Genomic DNA, 21,700 nt, shown 5'->3' with positions numbered 1-21,700 from the left:
GGGAAAGAGGGTGAGTAAAGTTGTGAAAAGGGTGTTTTTAACATTTATTTTCACTTTTTTGTCGCAGTTTATATATTTATATAATGTTTTTTGGGGGCTAGTTCTCCTAGTTCTCCTAGTTTTTCTAGTTTTCCTAGTTTTCCTAGATTTCCTAGTTTTCCTAGTTTTCCTAGATTTCCTAGTTTTCCTAGTTCTCCTAGTTTTCCTAGTTTTTCTAGTTTTTCTAGTTTTTCTAGTTCTCCTAGTTTTCCTAGTTCTCCTAGATTTCCTAGTTCTCCTTAGAATGGCAACCCAATAGCGAGGTGGAAGGCCTGTGCATCTTTGAAGTGCTTGATGTTATACAGGCGGTCTAGTCCTGTTTCGTAAGGCACATGCAGCCCGATACCCCAGTCGATGCGGAGCATGAAGAAACCTATATCGTAGCGTATGCCGACACCTGTGCCGAAAGCCAGTTCCTTAAAGAAATTATTGAATTTGAATTGCGAGCCTGGACGTCCTTCATCGTGGTGGAGTGTCCACACGTTGCCTGCATCGAGGAAGACGGCACCATAAAGATTGCCTACAAGATGAGGACGATACTCTACGTTAGCTTGGAATTTCACTTCGCCCGTTTGTTCCACATACGAGCGTGTGCTGCGGTCAGATTTGTAGGTTCCAGGACCTATTTCTCTTACGTTGAAGGCTCTGATGCTATTGGCACCGCCTACAAAGAATTGTTCTGTATAAGGAGCAAAGGTGCTATTGCCGTAAGCCCAGACAGCACCAGCATTGGTGTGGAAAACAATGGTAGATTTTGGCGATACAGACCAAATCTTTGTGAAGTCGGTTTCTACTTTTACGAATTGGGCAAATGGGTTCTTAAACATTTGCTTGTTGCGCTCGTTCCACTTTCTGCCTGCTGCCATATAGCCTGCTGCAAGGAGGTTAGAGGCTTCGCTAATGGTTGAAATCCAACGGATAGGGTTGGCATAGTTCTTCGGACTTTGGTAAGTGTATTGGAACATCGATTTCGGAATGAATTGGTCGGCCATTGATACTTCCAAATAAGGCACACTGTCGGTAAGTTCGAGGAATTTGTTGGTTACCTTTTGCATGTATTCATAGGTGAGCGAGAAGGGTTTGAAATGGAACGCATGGCGTTCGTCGGGCATCCAAGTGTAAGCAATTTCGCCTGCCACGACATGGCGTTTAAAATATTGCGCACGATTGATGACGTTGGTCGAAGCCGATAAGATGGTCATAGGCGATTCGTAATATTCCTTTTTCGTGGTTACAGGAACTTGTTCGCCTCGTGCCAAGGCTTCTGCTCGCTTTTTTCGTTCGCGCGCTCGGCGGATACGAGGTGGCGTTTGGAACGGATTGAGGAAACGAGGGAATTGCAAACTGGTTTCCAATCCATATTGATAGTCGTTCACTTTGCCTGTTCCGTTAGGGTCAATGGTGCGCTTTGTCATCCATTCGTAAGCACCATGCAGGCGGATATTAAAGAGTTCTGCGCCACGGAAAGCGTTGCGTTTGGTAAGACCGACAATAATTTCAGGACCATATTTGCCCGAAGTTTTTCCTCTTCCGTAGGCTTCGACATAGAAATCGTAAGGTTTATCGAAAAGGAAATCGAGTTTAACATCTAATGTGCGGCACGTATCAGATGTATTTTGTGGTGTAAACGTGATGTTTGACGAGGTGAAAAGTCCTGTCGCATTGAGGCGTTCCATACTTTCTAAATGCTTGTCTTGCACATACATATCACCTTTTCGGAACTGAATATCGTTCGACAAGATGCGCGACCTTAATGGGGGGCGGCGTCCATTGTAGTTAATTGTCCAGTTGCGCGATTGGCGTTGCTGGTGCAATTCCTCCATGAGTTGCTTTTGGAAGTTAATGGTAATGTTGCCGATGTACCATTGTCGGAGTGCTTTGGGGCTGAGCGAGTCGGCCAATTGTAGGCGCATATTGGCTTTGCCGTGTACCTTTGTCGTATCTGCTAAGTAGCTGGCATCGTTGTTTTTATAGAAGTAGAAACCGTTGTTTCGTAACAAATGCGTTACCCTTTGTCGCTCCTTTTCCAAGAAAGCCACATCGAAAGGTACGCCACGTTTGACAATTGCGTTGGCAGAATCTTTCTCAATGAGCGTGTCTTGAATGGCTAAAAAGTTGGTATAGCGCAGGGAATCAATCGTCCACAGGTGTCCCATATTGACTGCATATTTGATTTTCATCTTCTTTGGGTTCTTCTGTGGTACCAACTCGTGCGTGATTTTTCCATCGAAATAGCCACGTTTGTTTAATAAACCTTTGCCCACCGTAGCATGTAAATCGGGCGAAATGGTAGACATTGTGATAGGACGTGAGCCGAAAACTTTCACCAACCATTTGCTAAATTTAGCGGTGTCGGGCGAAAAGGCATTCCAAATCCACAGACCGACAGGGAAAGGCGATTTCAGCGACGGACTACCGAAGAGCGAACCATTAGGTTTGGTAGCCAAAACGATATCGAGTTCTTCTTGTGTAGCGTTAAAATGGTCGCCTTTTTGATAGTTTGTATATTTGGTTTTTTCCATTCCCGTGTACAGTTGTTCGCCGTCGGGTAAAGCACTTGTCGTACTACATGCTGCAAGAGCTACGCCTATGAACCACAGAACGATAGCCGCCATGAGGAGGTTGCTTATTTTATGGTGAGTTTTCATTTTATTCATTGACAAAATTGATGAGTGAATCACGTTTTTGTGGGACTTCCTTGTCTTTTTTGAAACGGAAAATATCCTTGAAATGTTGCAATTTTCTTCGCCACATGAAACCGAAACCAAACTCGCTTTGGTTGCCTTCCAACCAGTCGTAAGCCTCACGCTCATAGTAAAGTTTGAGGTATTGGGTTTCTTTTTTGTTCAAACGATATTCCAATGAGAAGTTATCGAAGAAAGCTCCGTTCTGTTCCGACATTTGCGACCCCGTAGAAACACGGCCGCCTATGATGATTCGTAGACGATTGTCCCACAAACGTTTCGAGAATTTAAAGGTATAGTCGGTGTGCAAACTACCTGTTGCATCGGCAGCACTTTCCATGTTGGCAGTGAGATTGACACCCATCGAATTGAGCGCACGCCCTGTGATGCTGTTTACTTGATTTTGCAAGAAGCCCATCAAGGCAGAGTTCATGGCTGCGTTGGCAGTTGCGCCGTTTTCTCCGTCGAAATAAATGCCCGATGCAAGCATGGTTACGGCGAGTTTCGAACGTTCCTCAAGACTTTTGGTCTTCAATAAGTTTTGCATTTCTTGGTCTTCAGGTGCATCAATGATGAATTCTACACCAGGATTTGGGAACTTCTTGGTCAGACTCACACCTGTTTCGAAATCGACTAATCGTCCGCTTCCTGTACCGTCAGACACGGTAGATTTCACATGTTCCGTCGCCTTTATATTTAAGGTAGGCTCTGACGGATTGCCAGTAAACTCAACGTAACTTCCAGGTTGGATTTCGAAAGTTCGAAGCGGAATGATAGGCAACGAATATTTCATTTTTCCTTCGCCAATGGTGTAACGTCCACGCATTCTTGCGCCGTTGGTAGGGTCGTAAGCCATCTTAAATGTTCCGCCACCGATAAGGTCTACATAGTTGGTACGCTCTGGATTGAGGATACAAGTGGCGTGGGTTTGGTCTTCCACATCAATGGCAAGATTCATGCTAAATCCTTGAATGTCGGGACGTTTCACCACTGTGGTGGTCGTGTCATTGAGATTGGTGAAAGTAACCAAATCTTCTAATTCGGTGTCGGTAGTCAGTTGGGCATCACGCATCATGTAAGTAACATCGGTTGTGCCCAATACATTCAGTTTTCCGTCTAAGTGCAGTGCCGAAAGCAGTCCTTTGATGCGTCCATCGAAATCGATAAAGGCCTTGCCATAAAGTTCGGAACGTAGATTTTCTTTGCTATTGATAATCAAGAAATTGCGTGTGCGGAGTTGTAAATCGGTTGCGATGCGGTCGAAGTTGGCAAAATCTAAGTAGCCTTGCACGTTGAGCGGCTGATTATTATTGGCAAAAACTTCAAAGTTTTCAAATTCTATTCGACTGTTCTTTATCATCACAGGGTCGTTGGCAAAGCGCATTTCGAAGCCGTAAGGTTCGCTAAAGACGTAAGACGAGTCGAGATACATTTCGCCATTGATGTCCAATTGGTTGAGCGGTCCTTGAATGTCCAGCGTACCTTCACCCGTACCACGCAAGCCCACAATGCGGTCAGGAATAAAGCCATTGATGTAGTTCAATGGGAATTTGTTCATGTTAAATTCGGCATCGAGGCTGCCTTTGCCCACATTACTGTAAGTACCTTTGAGCGTTCCCACTTCGTTTCCGTCTTTTGAGATAATGGCATCAATGTAATGTGAGTCGTCGCCCTTCGGCATATAGACAAATTCGGCACCTAAATTGCCCATCTTGTTCATTTCGTACACCATATTATTAATGCGCATATCGCTCGAAATAGACAGGTTTTGCGTGGTTTGAACAACGTGGTAGTCGCCATTCAGCTCGCCCGAAAGTTTAGGAGCAAACGGCAAAACAGCCATGAGTTCTTTCAATTCAAATTTATGAACCGACACAGTGAAGTCCTGTAATGCCGTAGAATCTTCGTCTTCGGTGTAGAGATGCAAACCTGCTCCGTCAGAAGCATTGAGTTTCATGTCGGCCGATAAGCGTTTGTCGCGCCCAATATAAAGGTAATTAGATTGATTTACAGTGAAATTTTTGTAGCCCAACACTGCTTTTGCCGACGTTAAGCTAAGGTTAATGCCGTCGCCCTTCATGGCTGCTTCGGCTGCTAATGCTAATGCGGTTTTATCATTCATATCGTTGATAATCAACGAAGTATTGACTCCTCGTTCGAAGAAGTTGCCTTGTAAAAATCCTTTGTAAGGGTATTTGTTTTGACCATTGTTCAGAATTTGCATGGCATAGTTCAATCCTGTGGCATTGGTAGTCAAATCAATGAGCATCGAATCGACTTGTACATCGTTGTAAGCCAACGAATCGACAAAGATATTTCCGTTCAATCCACGGCTTGGCGACGAGGTTAAATCAATGTCAGCCGATTTAAAGCTATAGCCTTGTTGTTCAAGGATTTTGCTAAACAAATTGCTTTCGCCACTTTTCAGCTTCAAATGTCCTATTGGGAGTTGGGCTTGGAGCAAAGATTGGTCGATGCGTTTGTTCTCAATTTGCTTACCAAGGTCGGTTGAAATGCGTTGTCCTTGTTTCAAAACGTGCTGATAACTTCCTTGCCATTCGGTATTTAGCACGAAATCACCACTATTTATAGCGGCTCGTGTTGTGTCTTTTCTGCTTAGCACATCGAGCGTAACATCGCCAGGAGCATAATGTTCGTTAGCGGTTTGCACTTGTAAATTGCCCAATATACCACGCATTTTGAGATTATCGGCTCCATCGGTTTCAAATTCTATGTTGGTTGAGAAGTTTGAAACAAATGGTTTGTCCACAATGCCTAATTGGTAAAGGTCGGCACACTGTACGTTTCCGTTGGTACTACCTGCCAAATATTTTCCCTTCATATCGGCATTAATGTTCAAATCGCCTGCAAATAAAGCAATTATATCTTTGCCACGATGCTCATTAATGCGGAGTTTTCCCAAATATCCTTCCACTTTGTAGGTGTCTTTCATGTTCGAATGGAAATGAATATTGGCATCTGTTTTCACCACATATTGCTTGTCCATAACACCCAAAGCCTTGAGATTGGCGTAGTCTAAATTTCCTTTTAAATGGGTGTCAAGCTGTTTCCCAATCATATTTACCACCACATCAAAGTCGCCTGCAATGAGTTTTTTCGTTCCGTGGCGTTCCTCGCTCGTCAAAGAGAAATGGCGAACAGGACCTTTTATAAAATGGTAGTCCTTCAAATTCGATTTCACATTTACATCAGCCCATGTTGAAACCACCCATGGGTCTTTCATCACGCCAAGGCGTTTCAAGTCGATGCGGCGCAGCCACCCTCGCAGACGACCGTCAATGGCTTTGTCGGAGAGTTTCCCACGATAAGTGAAATTACCCCCAATCATTTTGTTTGTACTGACGATATGCGCATTGGCGATGCCGCTGTTGAGCGAAATGTCGCCTCCAAAACCATCTAAAACATATTTTCCAAAAGCAAATTTCCCAATATTGAGTTTCAAACGTAGTGCCGATTTTGGATTGAGGAAGTCGGTTCCGTGTCCACTCATCACGATAGTTCCCGTGAAAGGCTTGATGTCTTCGTTAGGAACAAAGTGGTTGATGTGGAAGTTATTGGCACGAGCTGTTAATGCGTAAACGTCATTAGCAGCGTTGTAACTTCCTTTGGCGTAGATGTTTCCGCCACTTTCTTTTAAGAATACATTCCCAAAATATTGTTTTCCTCGTGCATTTACTTTCGCATCGAACGCCATGTTGCGTGGCAAGTTGAAGGTCTTTGCGGTCTTTGCTGGCAACATTTTTTTGATGAAACCTAAGTCTTGCGCTTTGCCTCGCACGGCAAGATTGGCACGGAGCAGCGCTGTTTCTTGGAAATTGGCAATGGTTCCATTTGTCGTTATGTCGAAATGGGTAGGCATTGCCGTGTGTAACTTTGTGAAAGTCAATGCCTTCATGTTTCCTTTCACCTTTCCATTGAGCATAATTGGCTGCGACGGAAGGGCATTCATGACACGTTTTGGAACACTGGTAAGGAACGCATGGAGGTCGTTTTTATGCGTAAATCCGTCCAAATTTATTTTGAATTTCCCAGGATTTTTGTCGGCAAAAGCGTTCAAATCCATGATGAAATTGCCTCGAAGTTCGGTGTTAGGCATGCGCAAATAAAGCGGCGTGAGGTAGAAACGATTAGCGTCCAACCTGAAATTCGTCCGTAAATCGTTCACAATTAGTCCACTTTTTTCCTTGAAATTGGCGGTTCTGATGTTGGCAGCAATCCCTGTTGAGTCGTAAGCAAACGAATCTACACCGAGGTTCAAGTCTGTCATACTGATATGCGCAGCGTCAAATCCCTGCTTTGCTCGTTTCTGGTATATCATATCGTAGGTGAGCATACCGCTTTGCCAGTTAAGACTTTGCACCCGATATGATTTTTTAAGTAAGTCGATATTTGTTTTTGTGAGAGCTGCTCTTCCAAATTTTGCGCCCACCACCATGGTGTCGCCAGGCATGTGTAGTTTCAACGCCGTATTATAAAGGTTGAGTTTTTCAACATTAATCTTCCACAAAGTTTCCTTTTTCGTTGTGTCCTTCGGCATGGTGTCGTTGAGGGCAATATCCAAAAAGCCATCAGCCATTTCCGCACTATTGAGTATCGCTGCCGAATTGTTCAAGTCGATGCCGTGTGCCGTGAGTTGAAGCCGTTGTAAATCGCCCCGAATTTGCAAGTCGCCAATATAGTCCATTGTATTGGCTTTCAGATTTTTAAAGGTTAATTTATCGATTTCAACTTGGTTTGAAAACAACGGAATGAGTTGCACATCGACCAACAATTCCTTCACGTCTGCCACTGTGTCCCTTCGTTGCGGAATGGAATCGTTGGGGCGCAACATCTTGAAGCCCTCGAGTTTCAAGTCGAGCGGAAAACTCAAACTTACATGTTCGAGCGATATTTCAAGTCCTGTTTTTTCAGAAGCATAGTTGGCAACCTGCTTTACCGCCCAGTTTTGCACCGGTGGCAAATAAAGCAATACCAACAAAATTATAAATAGCAAAATGGGTGCTAACACTATGGCTATCAACCATTTCATAGATTTTCGCATTTGCATGAGCCATTCCCCTTCATTCGGGCGGTTTAGTTCTTTTTGCAAAGATAACAAAAAAAAAGCCCTCAACCAAGTGTTGTGGGCTTTTTTTGTTGTGGGGGAGTGGGAAGTGTTAGAAATTAGTACTTATTATTTTGCAAATTATTTCAGCAGCAACAAAGTAATGTCAATACAAGACCAACCATGGAGTTAGTTCCAATAATCTAATAAGTTGCGAATGGCTCGGTTAAATAGTTTGGGGGCTTTTATGCCCAAAACTAATTTGCCTTCTTCATTGAGCAAAAATCCTACCTGAACATCAAATATTTGGGTATTTTTGCTGCCATACAGTACAACGGTTCTTACGATTTGATATTGCGGATAGTATTTCTTTAGATACAATTCATCGAATGTGTCGTAATTGTTCAATTCTTCGATTCCTGTGTCTTTATTTTCATATTTCTTTCCTTCAATTGTGATAGACTCTTTTTCCTCAATGTCTAAAAGTACTAAATCGGGGATAAAGATGATTTGACTCTTATCTCCAGCTTTATACGCCTCTCTGTCAGCATATTTTGCTAAAGGAATATGTTCGCCTTGTGAGGTTTGGAAATAACCTTTTTCGCAACCAGCATGGTTTTCAAACACAGCGTAACTTTCTGTGAAATTCTCGACAACAAGGTGTATAAAGATAGTCCCTAACTTTTCGCCTTTTGTTTCGTAATGCCAATAATCAGTGGGTAGTTCAGCCTTGGGAGCATTTAACCCTTCAAGGCTTATTCCTAATTTATTGGCGATAAGAATAAATTTATTTTTGGCTTTAATGTGATTTTGTTCGAGTCCGTGTTGGGTTATTTCTATTTCCTTTTCCCAACCTAATTTGCGCAATACAGCCGCAATGATGCTTAATGCGCCGATATTGGGGTCGTGCGATAAGCTCCCACTTTTAAACAAGCGTCCTGAAATTTGAATTTTATCGTCAGATTTTTGCAACAATATTGGAATGTTACCTGCTGGTGGGCATTGCATATTGTTTTTGCATTGTATAAGTTCTTCAATAGATGTAAACGGTTTGAAAATATGGGTATCAATCTTCTTTCCTAATATTTCTACGCCCAAGGTTAATAGCAAGCGTGTACCAAAAATATTGGTTTCGGTAGGCTTTTCTTTTTGTTCAATCTGGAGCGCATAGAGCATTATTTTCTTTGCAGTAGGGTAGTAGTTTTCAATGAAAACAAATTTAGAACAACGTTGATATACCCCTATATTACGGCTTTCACTGTCGTCTGTTTTTGTTTCTTCGATAGCGTAAAGTGGGGCATCTGCCACATTTGGCATTGCATCTTGGTAGTAAATCAAGAAGTCGGTAAAACTGGAAGAACCTGACACGGTTTTTATGTAGACATGATTAACCCTTGCACAAGTAAACCCGATGACCTCATAGGTAAAAGCAAAATGTTTATCTTCATTAAGAATAGGAATAATGCGGAGTGTATCACCGAAAAATCCGCACCCTTGGTCTTTTGCAAAATATTCAAAAATCATTTGCAAGACCTTTTTCTTTGGTCTTTCTTCGGTTAAAACCCATAGATTTTTCGTTGTATTACTCATTTTTTTAAGATGTATAATTGTTCAAATATATGTTTTTTACTTTTAGCTAACCCGTTATTATTGCTTTTGAATCGTAGATGTTCAAAACTTTCTAAAGTTACTTTTCCATACTTTTCTAAAGTACGAATAATATCCTCTTGTGCCATTATTCCTTCGGAATTATAGCTTAGCAATAAGTATTTATATTTTGCGTGAGCAGCAATATTATCTAATCCCTCTAAAGCTGTTTTAGCATTGCAGAATGATGACTTTTGGTTGCCGTATTCTCGCATACCAGTTATGCCCTTGATAGTTGGGGAGTCGTATTTTGCGATTGTTTCCAATAAATGATAGTTAGGAAGGTATTGTCGTTCGTTGTAAGGTGGGTCTAAATATAGAATATCGGTTTCAATGTGTTCAACAAGGTTTAAACTATTTGTGTTGTAGACAAAATTTTGTTTTCCATTGTTGATAGTTTTAATTGTTCTTAGCACCAGCGGTTTGACCGCACGTGGGTCCCATTTCTTTTGGAATGCAGCATACACTCCCGATATATTAGCATAAAAAGAAACAGTTTCTATTAAACAGGAAATCAAAATATAATATTCGCTTTCTGTTATCAATTTTTCTTCTTTCCACACCTCTATTTGCAGGCGTATAGCGTCTATTTTCTTTCCGTTTTCCGAACTGAAATACATTCTTGGACGTTCAAGATGAGTTGTTCCGTCAGGAGTGTAATTTTTATAAATGAATCCCTCAACCGAAGGAATTGAATTTAAATAGGTTACAACTTTTTCTAAAGGCAAAGCAAAAAGCGATGAGCAGTTTATTTCGGGTAAAGTTGGAAGGAGTTGTTCAAACTGTGGCTCTTCATTGTTTTCGATATAAGCCTTTTGTAAACAGTAGGATAGATAAAGCATATCGCAGCTAAAAACCGTATAACCTTTTTCTTTAAAGAAACGTGCAACATTGGTTGTCCCTGAAAAGAAATCAAAGAAGCGTTCACCTTTGATTTCTCTGTCTTTTAAAATTTGAAATATCTTATCTAAGAGGTTTTCTTTATTCCCAATATATCTCATTTTTCTTCAGGTTGATAATTTGTTACAAGCACTTCAATGGTTTTTCCCTTATCGCAATTTGCAGTTTGATAGTTTGAGTTTTTATAACTTTTGTCGAGTTTATGGGTGAAGAAATGATGTTGGTCTATCCATGTTTTTAATATTTTATTTTCCTTGCCCTTATGCTCTGTTACGTTTGAAAGTGCGAATTTTATATGACGTTGGTCTAATTCGGCTAAGATATTTAATAATGCTTTTTCCTCGTTTTCGTTCCAGCCAGTGAACCCTCGTTTGCCGTCATTGTAAGTTCCCGTCGTGATAAGGTAAGGTGGGTCGGCATAAACAAAGTCGTTTGCTTTTAAATGGTTGAAATCGAACAATTTAAAGTCTTTATTGCTAAATACAACATTCCTATTTTGTATGGCTAAAACAAAATCAAGAAGTTTTGTTTTCATATTTGCATTGTAACAACTTCTTTCTTTACCAAAAGGATTATTAAATTCATGTGCGTTGTTAAATCTTATTTGGTGGTTGAAAGAAAAGGCTGTCAGTACAAATAAATCTAATGGTAATCGTTCTTCATTATAAATTTTTCGCAAAGCCAAATAACCTTCATTGTTGGTTAGCGATAATCCAAAATTGGTAATTCGATGTTCAATGTGTGCAAGTATTTTTTCGCTCGATAGATGTAATAATTCGTTATATAAATCAATCAAATACGTTAAATTATCATTGAATATAACGCTCTCTGCCTTAATATTTATTCCAACATTGCACCCACCGCAAAAAAGGTCAATAAAGGTAGAAATATTGTTTGGAAATAAGGGCAAAATTTGTGGCAATAATTTTCCTTTCCCTCCAATATAATTTAGGGGTGAACCAATATATTTTTGTTTCTTTGCCATTTTTGCCATTTTTCACATTAGCTTTCCGCTGCATGGTAAGAGCTGCGCACCAACGGACCACTCACCACATGTTTAAAGCCTTTTTCCAACGCAATGCGCTTGTATTCGGCAAACTGCTCTGGCGTAATGTAAGCCGCTACGGGCAAATGCTTTGAGGTAGGTTGCAGATATTGTCCTAAGGTAAGGCGTTTGCAACCCGCAGCCAATATATCGTCCATGGTTTCAAGGATTTCTTCGTGGGTTTCGCCCAGTCCTAACATGAATCCAGTCTTGGCTTCCACACCGCAACGGACTATCTCTGCCAACACTTCAAGACTTCTATCGTATTGAGCCACAGAGCGTACCGAAGGTGTAAGGCGGCGAACAGTCTCCATATTGTGTCCACAAACATGGGGCTTGGTTGCCAAAACTTTCTGAATAAGTTCCGCCTTGCCCATGAAATCAGGAATTAAAAGTTCGATTTTTATATCGGGATTTTCCTTCTGAACGGCTTCAACCGTCTTCACCCAATGGTCGGCTCCATAGTCGGGAAGGTCGTCGCGGTCTACGGAAGTGAGTACTGCATAGCGCAAATTCAATGCTTTTATTGATGCTGCAACGTTCTGTGGTTCAGCTTCGTTCAATGGTTTTGGACGACCGCTCAAGGTGTTACAGAAACGACACTTGCGTGTACAAATCTCGCCACCTATCATCAAGGTTGCCGTGCGTGCTGCCCAACATTCGTTGCGGTTAGGGCATAGTCCGCTCGTACAAATGGTATTCAGATGGTGTCGTGCCAAAATGCCTGCCGTTTCGCCCTGACTCTTCTTCGATTTGAGGTCTATTTTTAACCATTCGGGCTTCATCAGATGGGGTTCACGACCGAAAAGAAGGCGGAGGAACTGTGCTACGGTGAAATTGCGAATTATATTACCCAACTCAACTCCTTGCAAACGCTCGCCAACTGCCTCACGAGTGAACTCAGAACCACGTACCAAATCGAGAAACTCTCTGTCTAAATCGCCCGAAAGAAAGTAGTCGCCTATGAGGTTAATATTCTGTATCACATTGTTTTTCAATTCAATATGAGCCTGAAACGTACCTACATCGGCAAAGCGTTTTTGGCGCACTTCGGTGTATTTCGGATTTTTTCCGTAAACAAAATCGTCTGAACCCAACTCGATTTCTATCTTTTCTATTTCACGCATATCGTCGGCTGTCAATTCCAAAACTTCGTCGCCACACATGTATTTGCGAACGTAAGCCATGAAAGGCTCAATATCTAAGTCGGTGAAGTTTCCCACATTCGTAACTCGCTGGCTCACTGAGGCAACGCCTTTACTTTGCAATTTTTCTTTCCCAGGGGTCAATGCGTTCGAAAGGTGTTCCAGTTGGGTGCTGAAAAGCAACGAATTGTGCAACACACTGCGCCCTTTTAATTTATAAAATGCACTGCCTGCCACCTTTTTTCCTTCGACCAAAATGTCGTTTCTGCCCGAAAGCGAGGCGTCTATGTCAAGACTTCTCAATACGTTGGCAATGCCTTGCATGTATTCAACGAACGCTGTATTGACGTTTTCGGCAAACGAAATATACGAAAACTGCATGCAACCTAAGTCGGAATAGATGCAACCGCCACCACTTTTGCGGCGATAGATATGCACTCCGTTTTGCTTACAATATTCAATATTTACTTCGTTCTCTATCAATTGGTTACGTCCGAGCATCACGGTTGGTTCAACACGCCACACCATGAAGTAGTCGTCATCTTTGTAAGTGCGAGCAACATACTCTTCAACAGCAAAAAAGAAAGGCAGTTGGAAGGCTTTTTCTCGCTCGGGAATAATAATATATTTCATTGTTTTAGACTTAATTTTTCAGCAAGGCGACAGTTTCCTCCCACCTTTATAATATATAGTACCGACAAAATCGGGCTTGCAAATATACAAAAATATTTGCGTTTGAGCGTGGAAGAAGCACAAATAATTTGCTATTGGACATAGATAGGGTAAAATTGTATGCCCAACGCTCCTGCAATTTCTTGTGCAAAGAAAATTTATTTTCCCTTTGTTGGGGCGTGATTTATCACGTTCCTAACAATCTGCGTATGGTTTGCTTATTAGGAACGGAATAAATTCCGCCCCTACGTATCTGCGTATGGTTTATTTATTAGGAACGTGATAAATCACGCCCCTACGCATTGCCAAACGAGTGCAGCTATATCTTCTACAAAGAGATTGCAAACGAGTGCAAAGAAAATTTATTTTCAGTTTGCCGAGTGCAGCTATATCTTCTACAAAGTTATTAAAAAAATTTCATACACTCGTACAATTTTCGTACTTTTGCATGACAACTGCAATTGAAACAAAACATGAAACGCTACAATCGAGGAGAAGCTCAACGGAAAATGAATGAATTGGCGCAGCAAAATCGCCCATTTGTCTTCATTATCAGCTACAACCAAGAGAATGTTTACATCGAGGAAACGACTCATATCGACCCGAATGAGGCGTTGTTTGCCTTCCCAAAATTCAACAATATTCCTCACAACGCTGTGCCAAATCTTGACCCTGTGGAGTGGAAAGTGGAGGTTCCCAACCGACAAACTTACGAAAAAAGCATTGAACACATCAAGCAAAATCAACGAGCAGGCAACTCGTATTTGGCGAATTTGACGTGCCGTGTACCCATAGAAACCAATCTTTCGCTGCGCGACATCTTCCTCCGTTCCGATGCAATGTATCGTTGTTATGTGAAGGACGAATTTGTTTGTTTCTCGCCCGAAATATTTGTGCGCATCGACAACCACACCATTCGTTCCTTCCCCATGAAAGGAACCATTAGCGCAACCCTCCCCGATGCTGAAAATCAATTGCTTAGCAATGCCAAAGAGGCTGCCGAACACGCTACGATTGTAGACCTTATTCGCAACGACCTCAGCATTGTCGCCAATCAAGTGAGGGTGGAAAAATATCGTTACATCGACCGATTGACGACAAATAAAGGAGAAATCCTACAAACAAGTTCGGAAATTGCAGGCAACATTCTCCCCGAATATCAAAACCATATTGGCGATTTGCTCTTTGCGCTTCTGCCAGCTGGCTCTATCACGGGTGCTCCAAAGCCTCGCACCATGCAGATTATCGAAGAGGCAGAGGGCTACAATCGTGATTTCTACACAGGGGTGATGGGGCATTATGCCGACGGAACGCTCGACAGTGCAGTTATGATTCGCTTCATCGACACCGACCACCAACACCTTTATTATAAGGCGGGGGGCGGCATTACGGCTCAAAGCAACAACGATGACGAATACAACGAGGTCGTTGCAAAGGTGTATCTGCCCATCATTAACTAGGAGAACTAGGAGAACTAGGAAAACTAGGAAAACTAGGAAAACTAGGAATCCTAGGAAAACTAGGAATCCTAGAAAAAACCAGCCCCTCAACTTAAAAAAAAATCAAATCAATGCCCAAATTTATAGAAACCATCTGCGTGCTGAATGGTGAAATTCAGAATTTCGACCGCCACCTTGCACGCATTAGAGCCACCCAAGAAAAACATTTTGGACGCTCCATGCTCATTCCGACCGACCCTATTCGCGCGCTCGCAGCCACCTCCGTGGGACGAGCAAAACTGCGTTTCACTTATGACGCAATGGTAATTTACGACATAGAAGTTACACCTTATAATATAAGACACGTTGAAAAACTCCGTCTTGTACATGACAATGCCATTCTTTATCAAGAGAAAAGCGAAGACCGCAGCGCACTTCAACGACTACACGAAGGCACATCGGCTGACGAGGAAATCATCATCGTCAAACAGGGCTACCTCACCGATACATCATACACCAACATTGCGCTTTATGACGGCACCCAATGGGTTACGCCCACCACCCCCCTACTGGCGGGAACACGCCGTGCTGCACTCATTGCACAAGGAAAACTCACCGAACGCCCCATTCGTGAAACCGATTTACCGCAATATGAAAAAATTTCACTCATCAATGCCATGATGGATTTAGGCGAAATGGTCATTCCGATGCAACACGTGAAATGAAAAGTAGCAGCAAATAAACGTGAAAATTGGAAGTCGTACACAAGACGTCAGTAGACCCTCATTTGAAACCGCCTATTTTGCCACGGAAAACAATCGGTTTTGAAACGCAAAATAGGCGGTTTTTAGTTTTTATGGTACTTACCTCCGCAATCATTGTGGCGAAAATAAGGCTTCTTAGGCGCATCGACAAAAAAGGAAACCATCGCTGCCAAGGCTTCCACAGGCTGCATATTACCACGAGGACAGGCTTTTATCAACTTTATTTCCTTTTTTCGGTGAAAATCATTACCTTTGTAGCACGATACAAAAATAAAAAGCATGATGACAATATATCCAAAACTTATCACCGACGCATTGGAAAAGGTGATGTACGCTGGAACAAAGAAAAACCTAATCGAGAGCGAAATGCTCGTCGACGATATACGCATTGAGGACAAGAAAGTTACTTTCACCTTGCTCTTCCCACGCGAAACCGACCCATTCCTCAAATCTACGCTCAAAGCAGCCGAGGCGCAAATACATTATTCGGTAGGAAAAGATGTGGAAGTGGTGATAAAAACCGAATTTAAAACCGCTCCACGCCCTGAGGTAGGCAAACTTTTGCCACAAGTGAAAAACGTCATTGCCGTGAGTTCGGGCAAAGGTGGTGTAGGAAAAAGCACCGTTTCAGCCAATCTTGCCATCGCTTTGGCACGTTTGGGCTACAAAGTGGGTCTCCTTGACACCGATGTTTTTGGTCCCAGCATGCCCAAAATGTTTGGCGTGGAGGACGCTCGTCCGTTCGCAGTGGAGAAAGAAGGGCGACAACTCATCGAGCCGATTGAAAAGTACGGCGTAAAACTCCTTTCTGTGGGCTTCTTTGTCAATCCCGAAACGGCAACTTTGTGGCGTGGCAGCATGGCGTGCAACGCACTAAAACAGCTCATTGCCGATGGCGATTGGGGCGATTTAGACTACTTTATTCTCGATACCCCTCCTGGCACAAGCGATATTCACCTCACACTCCTACAAACCCTCGCCATAACGGGGGCAGTCATCGTTTCAACTCCGCAAAATGTGGCGTTGGCTGATGCACGCAAGGGAATAGATATGTACAGAAACGAAAAAGTAAACGTGCCAATCCTCGGTTTGGTAGAGAACATGGCATGGTTCACACCTGCCGAACTCCCTCACAACAAGTACTATATCTTTGGAAAAGAAGGTTGCAAACGATTGGCAGAAGAAATGAATTGTCCGCTTTTGGCACAAATTCCATTGGTACAAGGCATCTGCGAAAATGGCGATAAAGGCACCCCTTCGGCGGTAAACATCGACAGCGTAACAGGACAAGCATTCATCAACCTTGCCCAAGCCGTTATCACCACTGTCAATAGGCGCAACAAAGAGAAAGCACCCACCAAGATTGTCAAAGTGGATTAGGCGCAAACAAGGCTCACAAAACCTTATTTAGTAAATGTCTAAACAGCGTTCCTTTCATAAAAATGTTGTGTCTTTTTGCACATAATGTCAGTTTTTTTTGTATATTTGCGGTACAAAATCAAGATAATTGGATTTGTTCCAAATTTCAGGAGGATAATATTCGCAGGTAAAAAGAACAAGAAATATTATTATTTAATAAAAACAAAAACATTATGAAGAAGACATTTATTTGTACCGTATGTGGTTACATGCACAAAGGAGAAGAAGCACCAGCAGAATGCCCAGTTTGCCACGTTAAAGCAGAGAAGTTTAAAGAATTTAATGGTGCCGCTTTGAAAGGAACAAAGACCGAAGCCAACCTCAAAGCAGCCTTTGCAGGTGAAAGCCAAGCACGCATGAAGTACGACTACTATGCTGGTAAGGCACGCAAAGAAGGCTACGAACAGATTGCAGCACTCTTCGAAGAAACGGCAATCAACGAACGTATGCACGCCAAAATATGGTTCAAACTTTTGCACGATGCTGACGTTCCTACCACAACACAAAACCTTGAAGACGCTGCAAACGGCGAAAACTACGAATGGACAGACATGTATGAAACTATGGCAAAGGAAGCTATGGACGAAGGTTTCCCTGAATTGGCTGTTAAATTCCGTACCGTTGGTGCTATCGAAAAGAAACACGAGGAACGCTATCGCAAACTCTTGAAGAACATAGAGGACAAGATGGTATTCTCAAAAGATGGTTCAGCCATTTGGCAATGCCGCCAATGCGGACACATCGTTGTTGGAAAGCAAGCTCCAGAGGTATGCCCTGTATGCGCACACCCACAAAGCTACTTCCAAGTGAAGGCAGAAAATTATTGATACATTTGATTCATTGAACAAATGATTTTATTTTTTTTAGGATTAATTAGTTAAGGAGGGCGAGGCATTGTGAAATGCTTCGCCTTTTTTTATGGTGGGTTCTAAAAATTACCACCGTAATATATTGCTTTAAATAATGTGTTACTTTCTTGCCTGTGGCTACGTCAGTGAGGTTAAGGTTAGAAACTTTTACTTTTGCCTTTTTTGAAAGCAACTTTGTTGGTTACCATTTGTACGTGGTTTGCTTCGTCAGTTACGATGATTGCAACGTTGTAATTGTCTTCTGGCAAAGTTTCTTTGGTAACAATATTCTCGTTGAAAACTGTATTCAACAAGCCAATATACTTGCCAACATACTTGCCTTTATCCGTACCTTTATCGTAAGTTTCAATTTGATAGCCTTCGCCATTAACAGCCTTCATTGTAACAACAATCGATTCGATTTTTGCAGGTGCCTTGATAGCACATTTCAAGTGTATGCCTTGACCAATTATGGCTGTGCCTTCATGACCCATTTCTACGTTTGTGATTTCGATTCCTTCATCTTCTTCGTCTTTGTTGCATGAAGTCATAGTGAAAGCGAATACACTCAATAGGGCAATTGCGCCCATTAAAAATTTTGTTTTCATTTTGTTTAATTGTTTGTGGGACAAGCGTTTGCCCCGAGTTTATAAATGTTTGTATTTGTTTTTTTACCATGCAAATATTTTGCTATCCATCTGCAAAGGTAACCAAATTTTTAGACTATTTGAAATGATAACAATTATTATCGTCTTGATTAACAACTGTTAGTCTGCGAAGCCAAATTTGTAGTGAGCAAGTAGGGAATATTTTTTATAAGTCCATGAAGCGGAAATAATTTCATTCCACTTTTGTATTTGCGCCGATAATGGCACAATGGAATTTTGTAGGGGCGTGATTTATCACGTTCCTCTCAGCAAAGATTGTTTGTTTGGTGTTAGGAACGTGATACGAGTTGTTGAGCAAAGCGAAAAAATCACGCCCCTACGCTGACTTGCTGACTACAATTTCCCCTCACAAAAGTGCATTTCTGACAAATCTGCCCAACCAAAATCTTTCAATTCACGCAAGAAAAGGTGGGCGCACATGGCTGCATCGTCGCCTGCTCGGTGGTGCTGACCATAGGGAATTTCGAACTTTTGGCACAGAAATTCTAATTTGTTGCACTCGAAATCGTATATTTTTCGGGCAGCACGCAGCGAGCAATAATAGGTTATTTCGGGTGTTTTCAGCCCATAAAAGGCTAACGAACGACGTATGCAACCCATATCGAACCCTGCATTGTGGGCGACAAGAATGGGACAATCTGCCAGATAGGTCATGATTTCGTTCCACACTTGAGGAAATTCAGGCGCATGGGCGGTATCTTTTGCCGTAATCCCATGCACACGCGTGTTCCAATAGTTGTACGCATTGCCTTCGGGGCGCACCAACCACGACCGTGTTTCCACCACCTTTCCACCTTTGACAATACTGATTCCTGCTTCGCAAATGGCTGCTTGGGCGTTGCTGGCGGTTTCAAAATCGATGGCTATAAAATTTATATCGTGCATTTTCTGTCTGTTTTTAATTCAATCACTTTTATTAAAAAATTATTATTTGATGCTTGCATTTGCAGTTTCCAAGAACAAAGAAACATTGTGTTTTTTCAAAGTGCAATTTCTTGCCACGAGCATGTGCAAATGTCGTAATGTGCCAATGGACAAGGCTTGCCGATAGGGCAAAAAAAGTGGCGACCCTCTCAGGCCACCGCTTCAAATCTTCAATAGGTATTAGTGAATTTAAGGTAAAAAAGATTGTTTTCAGGATAACGGCAACAAAGATATGCAGAATTGTTGATTTCTCCAAATCTTTTTATTGGTTTTTTTTTGAATTTTTATTGTGTTCGAAAACAATTTTTGAGTACAGCAAAAACCTTCTTTTCTAAGTGCAATTTCTCGCCACGAGCATGTACAAATACGAGAGGAATAGTTTTTTTTTCTAGTTTTCCTAGTTTTTCTAGTTCTCCTAGTTTTCCTAGTTTTCCTAGTTTTCCTAGTTCTCCCAGTTTTCCTACTCCCAATTGCTTTTTCTTGTCCTTAAGAAAGCTCCTTTGCTTTGTAATTTTCTTGAAATTTGTCGGTTTCGATGTAGATGTATATTTTATAATGTGGAAACTGACTTCTTATTTTTCGCTCTATATCGTTGATGATTTCATGAACGTTATGCTCTTGTTCGACTTTGATTTCTACTTTTGCCGTGAGCAATATTTCTTCAGGGCTGAGGTGAATGGTTTTGATATCGATAAGTCGTTGTATTTCGTTTCTGCTGAAGGCGTTACGGAATATAGCTTCATCGGCTTCTGTTGCACTTTCCCCCACGATAAGACTGTAAAATTCGCGTGCTAAGAAGAGGGCAGCAAGGCAGAGGAGAATGCCAATGAGTAATCCGCTGAAGGCATCGAAGAATGGATTTCCTGTGAAATGACTCAGGGCAGTGCCTGAAATAGCCAATAAAAGTCCGATGACGGCGCAAGTATCTTCGGCGAAAATGATGAGAATTTCGCTATGGCGACTTTCTTTTAAGAACGTGTAGAGGGGCAGTTTCTCGTGGTTGAGTTCATGAATTTCTTTGAATGCTACCCGCAATGAAAAGCTTTCCACGATGAGTCCGAAGGCAAGAATAGCGAGGACGAGTTCTGTATTTTCTATGCTATGCCCTGGGTGGAATAGTTTTTCGGCAGCTTCCATAATTCCCAATGCGCCACCACCGAAGAAGAGCATCATGGCAACAATGGTGCTGAAAAAGTATTTTGCACGTGCTTCTCCAAATGGGTGTGTCTTTGTGGCAGCATGTTTTGCACGGTTGTTGCCGATGAGCAGCAGAATTTGGTTGCCGCAATCTACAACGCTGTGGATAGACTCGTTGAGCATGGCGGCTGAACCCGATAGGGTGTAGCCTACAAATTTTGAAATGGCTACGAGAATGTTTGCGCCTAAGGCTGCGATGACACTTTTCATGCCACCTTTGTTGGTTTTCTTTTCTGACATATTTGGGCTATTTTATAGCATTTTTGATTGTAAGGGGGCGGGGTAGGGGTAAAAAAAGGAAAACACATTCGGCACAGCGGACTTGTCGGACTAGTTAGACTAGTTACACTAGTTAGACTAGTTAGACTAGTCTGAGCTTGGCAGGGTTAAAAAAAACGGGGAAGACACATTGTTAAATGGTTCTTTCCCGCCTATTTTAAGTTTGATATAGTCTGCTTCTTATTCTTCTACTACGACGAAATCGTCTTTTGTTACTCCGCAAAGTGGGCAAACCCAATCTTCTGGAATATCTTCGAAAGCTGTACCTGGAGCGATACCACCATCAGGGTCGCCTACTTCTGGGTCATAAACGTAACCACATGTTTCGCATTCATATTTTTTCATAATGTTCTTTTTTAAAATTTTTATTTGCTTTTTAAGTACTACAAAGGTAGTAGAAAAGTGTAAGTTTTACAAATTATCTTTGTTAATATTTGTTATAACTGCTTTTTTTGCGCGATTTGCGGTGTCGGACTCGTCAGACTTGTCGGACTTATTGGACTTGTCAGACTTGTCAGACCCGTCAGATTATTCCCAAACGAAAGTGAAATTCTTTTCGCAAGTGAGGGTATTGCCTACATAGCAGCCTTTGTGGGCAAAGGTTTCCAACTTTTTGCGAAGGCTTTCGTCTACACCTTTGACGTGAAATTCGATGTTTATCTTTGTAACTGTCATGGTTGCAGGGTCTTCAACGATTTCGCCTACCACTGCATACGCACCTGTGAGGTCGATGTTTTCTCTTGCAGCACGCATGGAAATAGTTGTCAGCGAGCATGCTGCCAACGATTGTGCCATGATGTCTACTGGTGTGGCATATTCGCCTAAGCCGCCTGATTCCTTACCTGGGTCGGTTGAAAGTGTTTGTCCTGACTTTTCGTATGTTGCTTCCATGCGGTATTTACCGACACTTTTTACGATTGATTTTTCCATTGTTTTCTTTTTTTATTGATTTGTTATTCTGATTT

The 21,700-nt window shown here is 42.0% G+C and carries 17 protein-coding genes; 4 read left to right on the top strand and 13 right to left on the bottom strand.

Features of this window, described 5'->3' with window-relative positions; translation table 11 throughout:
* Nucleotides 1-278 precede the first annotated feature (278 nt).
* The 6 genes from tamL to lipA form a co-directional block, all read right to left on the bottom strand.
* Nucleotides 279-2,696: a translocation and assembly module lipoprotein TamL gene (gene tamL, locus DYI03_RS12355; RefSeq protein ID WP_021669336.1), complete on the bottom strand. Its 2,418-nt coding sequence runs from the start codon at nucleotides 2,694-2,696 to the stop codon at nucleotides 279-281.
* Entirely contained in the window at nucleotides 2,689-7,773 is a 5,085-nt protein-coding gene (locus DYI03_RS12350; protein WP_242401827.1) for a translocation/assembly module TamB domain-containing protein, read from the bottom strand. The genes tamL and DYI03_RS12350 overlap by 8 nt, the downstream gene beginning before the upstream one ends.
* Nucleotides 7,774-7,977: 204 nt before the next feature.
* The gene (locus tag DYI03_RS12345) at nucleotides 7,978-9,378 is read right to left on the bottom strand and encodes a hypothetical protein (protein ID WP_021669339.1); all 1,401 of its coding nucleotides are present in this window, start codon (nucleotides 9,376-9,378) and stop codon (nucleotides 7,978-7,980) included.
* Nucleotides 9,375-10,436, bottom strand: a complete 1,062-nt coding sequence (locus DYI03_RS12340; RefSeq protein WP_021669340.1) for a DNA adenine methylase — start codon at nucleotides 10,434-10,436, stop codon at nucleotides 9,375-9,377. The genes DYI03_RS12345 and DYI03_RS12340 overlap by 4 nt, the downstream gene beginning before the upstream one ends.
* Nucleotides 10,433-11,320 carry a Dam family site-specific DNA-(adenine-N6)-methyltransferase gene (locus DYI03_RS12335; RefSeq protein WP_242401828.1) on the bottom strand — a complete coding sequence of 296 codons (888 nt, stop codon included), beginning with the start codon at nucleotides 11,318-11,320 and terminating at the stop codon, nucleotides 10,433-10,435. Before DYI03_RS12335 ends, DYI03_RS12340 begins: the two co-directional genes overlap by 4 nt.
* A gap of 17 nt (nucleotides 11,321-11,337) precedes the next feature.
* On the bottom strand, nucleotides 11,338-13,158 hold the full coding sequence (lipA, locus tag DYI03_RS12330; protein WP_021669342.1) for a lipoyl synthase: 1,821 nt from the start codon (nucleotides 13,156-13,158) through the stop codon (nucleotides 11,338-11,340).
* A gap of 512 nt (nucleotides 13,159-13,670) precedes the next feature.
* Here lipA and DYI03_RS12325 point away from each other — a divergent pair.
* Together DYI03_RS12325 and DYI03_RS12320 are read left to right on the top strand one after the other, a co-directional pair.
* Entirely contained in the window at nucleotides 13,671-14,657 is a 987-nt protein-coding gene (locus DYI03_RS12325; RefSeq protein ID WP_021669345.1) for an aminodeoxychorismate synthase component I, read from the top strand.
* Nucleotides 14,658-14,767: 110 nt separating this feature from the next.
* Nucleotides 14,768-15,361 (top strand): aminotransferase class IV, encoded by a 594-nt coding sequence (locus DYI03_RS12320; RefSeq protein ID WP_021669346.1) that lies wholly within the window; start codon nucleotides 14,768-14,770, stop codon nucleotides 15,359-15,361.
* A 122-nt stretch (nucleotides 15,362-15,483) separates the two neighbouring features.
* Here the strand turns inward: DYI03_RS12320 and DYI03_RS12315 are convergent, their stop codons facing one another.
* A complete protein-coding gene (locus DYI03_RS12315) occupies nucleotides 15,484-15,681 on the bottom strand; it encodes a hypothetical protein (protein ID WP_021669347.1) in 198 nt (65 codons plus the stop codon).
* A 1-nt stretch (nucleotide 15,682) separates the two neighbouring features.
* On the opposite strand from DYI03_RS12315, the gene DYI03_RS12310 reads away from it, so the two are divergent.
* Together DYI03_RS12310 and rbr are read left to right on the top strand one after the other, a co-directional pair.
* Nucleotides 15,683-16,780, top strand: a complete 1,098-nt coding sequence (locus tag DYI03_RS12310) for an Mrp/NBP35 family ATP-binding protein (RefSeq protein ID WP_025064625.1) — start codon at nucleotides 15,683-15,685, stop codon at nucleotides 16,778-16,780.
* Between the two features lie 212 nt (nucleotides 16,781-16,992).
* The gene (rbr, locus tag DYI03_RS12305) at nucleotides 16,993-17,646 is read left to right on the top strand and encodes a rubrerythrin (RefSeq protein WP_004355069.1); all 654 of its coding nucleotides are present in this window, start codon (nucleotides 16,993-16,995) and stop codon (nucleotides 17,644-17,646) included.
* Between the two features lie 179 nt (nucleotides 17,647-17,825).
* Here the strand turns inward: rbr and DYI03_RS12300 are convergent, their stop codons facing one another.
* The 6 genes from DYI03_RS12300 to DYI03_RS12275 form a co-directional block, all read right to left on the bottom strand.
* Nucleotides 17,826-18,275 (bottom strand): hypothetical protein, encoded by a 450-nt coding sequence (locus tag DYI03_RS12300; protein WP_021669350.1) that lies wholly within the window; start codon nucleotides 18,273-18,275, stop codon nucleotides 17,826-17,828.
* Between the two features lie 393 nt (nucleotides 18,276-18,668).
* Entirely contained in the window at nucleotides 18,669-19,220 is a 552-nt protein-coding gene (locus DYI03_RS12295; RefSeq protein ID WP_004355046.1) for a 3'-5' exonuclease, read from the bottom strand.
* A 323-nt stretch (nucleotides 19,221-19,543) separates the two neighbouring features.
* Nucleotides 19,544-19,729, bottom strand: a complete 186-nt coding sequence (locus tag DYI03_RS12290; RefSeq protein WP_025064627.1) for a hypothetical protein — start codon at nucleotides 19,727-19,729, stop codon at nucleotides 19,544-19,546.
* Nucleotides 19,730-19,745: 16 nt separating this feature from the next.
* Nucleotides 19,746-20,696, bottom strand: a complete 951-nt coding sequence (locus tag DYI03_RS12285) for a cation diffusion facilitator family transporter (RefSeq protein ID WP_021668129.1) — start codon at nucleotides 20,694-20,696, stop codon at nucleotides 19,746-19,748.
* Between the two features lie 219 nt (nucleotides 20,697-20,915).
* Complete coding sequence (rd, locus tag DYI03_RS12280) at nucleotides 20,916-21,080, bottom strand: rubredoxin (protein ID WP_004355056.1); 165 nt, start codon at nucleotides 21,078-21,080, stop codon at nucleotides 20,916-20,918.
* Between the two features lie 183 nt (nucleotides 21,081-21,263).
* Nucleotides 21,264-21,665: an OsmC family protein gene (locus tag DYI03_RS12275; protein WP_021668130.1), complete on the bottom strand. Its 402-nt coding sequence runs from the start codon at nucleotides 21,663-21,665 to the stop codon at nucleotides 21,264-21,266.
* Nucleotides 21,666-21,700: the final 35 nt, after the last annotated feature.

It is taken from the genome of Prevotella disiens (assembly GCF_900454955.1).
GTDB classification, from domain to species: domain Bacteria; phylum Bacteroidota; class Bacteroidia; order Bacteroidales; family Bacteroidaceae; genus Prevotella; species Prevotella disiens.
The sequence above is the reverse complement of the archived record's forward strand: the minus strand, read 5'-3'. Positions and strand labels throughout refer to the sequence as shown.

What these genes read in the sequence shown, in the direction of transcription:
- tamL (WP_021669336.1), bottom strand. Translation starts at nt 2,696, where the DNA reads ATGAATAAAATGAAAACTCACCATAAAATAAGCAACCTCCTCATGGCG.
- DYI03_RS12350 (WP_242401827.1), bottom strand. Translation starts at nt 7,773, where the DNA reads ATGAAATGGTTGATAGCCATAGTGTTAGCACCCATTTTGCTATTTATA.
- DYI03_RS12345 (WP_021669339.1), bottom strand. Translation starts at nt 9,378, where the DNA reads ATGAGTAATACAACGAAAAATCTATGGGTTTTAACCGAAGAAAGACCA.
- DYI03_RS12340 (WP_021669340.1), bottom strand. Translation starts at nt 10,436, where the DNA reads ATGAGATATATTGGGAATAAAGAAAACCTCTTAGATAAGATATTTCAA.
- DYI03_RS12335 (WP_242401828.1), bottom strand. Translation starts at nt 11,320, where the DNA reads ATGGCAAAGAAACAAAAATATATTGGTTCACCCCTAAATTATATTGGA.
- lipA (WP_021669342.1), bottom strand. Translation starts at nt 13,158, where the DNA reads ATGAAATATATTATTATTCCCGAGCGAGAAAAAGCCTTCCAACTGCCT.
- DYI03_RS12325 (WP_021669345.1), top strand. Translation starts at nt 13,671, where the DNA reads ATGAAACGCTACAATCGAGGAGAAGCTCAACGGAAAATGAATGAATTG.
- DYI03_RS12320 (WP_021669346.1), top strand. Translation starts at nt 14,768, where the DNA reads ATGCCCAAATTTATAGAAACCATCTGCGTGCTGAATGGTGAAATTCAG.
- DYI03_RS12315 (WP_021669347.1), bottom strand. Translation starts at nt 15,681, where the DNA reads ATGCTTTTTATTTTTGTATCGTGCTACAAAGGTAATGATTTTCACCGA.
- DYI03_RS12310 (WP_025064625.1), top strand. Translation starts at nt 15,683, where the DNA reads ATGACAATATATCCAAAACTTATCACCGACGCATTGGAAAAGGTGATG.
- rbr (WP_004355069.1), top strand. Translation starts at nt 16,993, where the DNA reads ATGAAGAAGACATTTATTTGTACCGTATGTGGTTACATGCACAAAGGA.
- DYI03_RS12300 (WP_021669350.1), bottom strand. Translation starts at nt 18,275, where the DNA reads ATGAAAACAAAATTTTTAATGGGCGCAATTGCCCTATTGAGTGTATTC.
- DYI03_RS12295 (WP_004355046.1), bottom strand. Translation starts at nt 19,220, where the DNA reads ATGCACGATATAAATTTTATAGCCATCGATTTTGAAACCGCCAGCAAC.
- DYI03_RS12285 (WP_021668129.1), bottom strand. Translation starts at nt 20,696, where the DNA reads ATGTCAGAAAAGAAAACCAACAAAGGTGGCATGAAAAGTGTCATCGCA.
- rd (WP_004355056.1), bottom strand. Translation starts at nt 21,080, where the DNA reads ATGAAAAAATATGAATGCGAAACATGTGGTTACGTTTATGACCCAGAA.
- DYI03_RS12275 (WP_021668130.1), bottom strand. Translation starts at nt 21,665, where the DNA reads ATGGAAAAATCAATCGTAAAAAGTGTCGGTAAATACCGCATGGAAGCA.